Genomic DNA, 1,750 nt, shown 5'->3' on the forward strand with positions numbered 1-1,750 from the left:
GTTGCTTATTGCCACTTTGGTTGCGATTATTGTAGTTATTCAGGCTCATTTTGAAATGCTGTTGCCCAAACTGGCAACTACTAACCCAAACTCGCAGGCAGAGCAAATTCATAAAAATTGAGTTTTTTCCAGGGAGTCTTAATAAACAATACTGTTATGAAGGAGTTCAAGATGAACAAACTACGCATGGCACTGTTGCTGACGATTTTGATCGGCATCAGCGTTGGTCTTTTTGCGGGCGGATTCGCTCTTTCGGGAATCGGTTCCAGGGCACAATCCATGGGCGGAGCCTTTCGCGGCATGGCGGACGATCCCAGTTCCATCTATTGGAATCCAGCCGGAATGGCATATCTGGACGGAAATCAAATCTCCCTTGCCGGATCGGTTTTTTATCCTACTTCAAAATGGGAAAACACTGCCACGCTTCCCGGTTATGGCAATGATGAATTGACCGCGGTGAAAAAGCTGCGCGCGTTTCCCGGTTTTTTCGGACTGATGAATAAGAATCCCGATGCCGTGCTCGGATTGGGGATCTTTGTTCCATACGGTCTCGGAGCCACCTGGGATGCCTACGATTTGCCCACATCCGGACAGCCCCCAGGATCAACACTATTGTGGTCGGAAGGATTTCCCGAAGAGGAAATGATGAGTTCCATCGGCATTATTGATTTTCGCCCCTCGCTGGCTTACAAGTTCAACGACATGTTCTCCATCGGAGCCGGTTTCAGCGTGCTTTACGGCATGATCGATCTGGCAAAGATCGTTCCTCATTCCACGTTGTCCTATTATGCCCCCACCACATTTGACATGTCAGGATCGGGAATGGGCTATGGCGCGAACCTCGGAGTGATGGTCAAACCCATCGAAAATCTCTCCATCGGTCTCACCGGCAAGCTGCCCGTGGACATGAAACTCCAGGGCACTGCCGAGATCCGTTTGTGGCTGAACCAGTTCGCAAACTACAGTGTCTGGGGTGGAAACAATCCGGCTTTCTTCGTTCCCAACACCTATGGCGGAGATTCCGACATCGAAGCCACTTTGAAACTTCCCGGCGAAGCCGCCATCGGTTTTTCTTACAAAGTGATGCCGAATTGGGCAGTGAACCTGGATTATTCCTATACAACGTGGAATCGCCTGGACACCGTGACCGTAAAGATGAAAGAAAATATCACTATCCTTCAAGGGCACCCGACCATGCAAACCGTGATCTCCGAAAGAGATCTCGCTTTCAAATGGAAGGACACACACCGCGTGAGCCTCGGCTCCGAATACGTTCACGGCTGCAACAACTTCCGCGCCGGCTTCTTCTTTGACCAATCCCCCGTCCCGGATGAAACCTTTATCCCCACCCTGCCCGATATCAACAACAAATTCAGCAGTAACGCCGGCTACGGACACGCGCTCGGTAACTGGACACTGGATCTGAACTATCAGTTTGTCATGTTCCCAGAACGCAAGATCACCGTTCAAACCGCTGATAACATGGTCGGAATCTACAATTCCCACGTCCATTCGGGCAACATCGGCATCAGCTATAAGTTCTGATCCGACAACGTCAATACCCATTGAAGTGATCGCCGCACAATTTGCGGCGATCACATTTTTGGTAGTAATACAAGATTTATATTGACATGCCATAAATACTGATTATATTGTCTCATATCTAAACTTAGAAGGAGTGAGAAATGGGACGACCTAAGCAGAGCTTGGATTCATGCACATTGGAAGCCATTGAGCAATCAATATCAGC

At 49.0% G+C, this 1,750-nt stretch carries 1 protein-coding gene; it reads left to right on the forward strand.

Annotation, left to right across the window (positions count from 1 at the left end):
- The first annotated feature begins 171 nt into the window (after window positions 1-171).
- Window positions 172-1,545, forward strand: a complete 1,374-nt coding sequence (locus Q8M98_05940; protein ID MDP3114304.1) for an outer membrane protein transport protein — start codon at window positions 172-174, stop codon at window positions 1,543-1,545.
- The last annotated feature ends 205 nt before the right edge of the window (window positions 1,546-1,750 follow it).

Source organism: Candidatus Cloacimonadaceae bacterium, assembly GCA_030693415.1.
Classification (GTDB): domain Bacteria; phylum Cloacimonadota; class Cloacimonadia; order Cloacimonadales; family Cloacimonadaceae; genus JAUYAR01.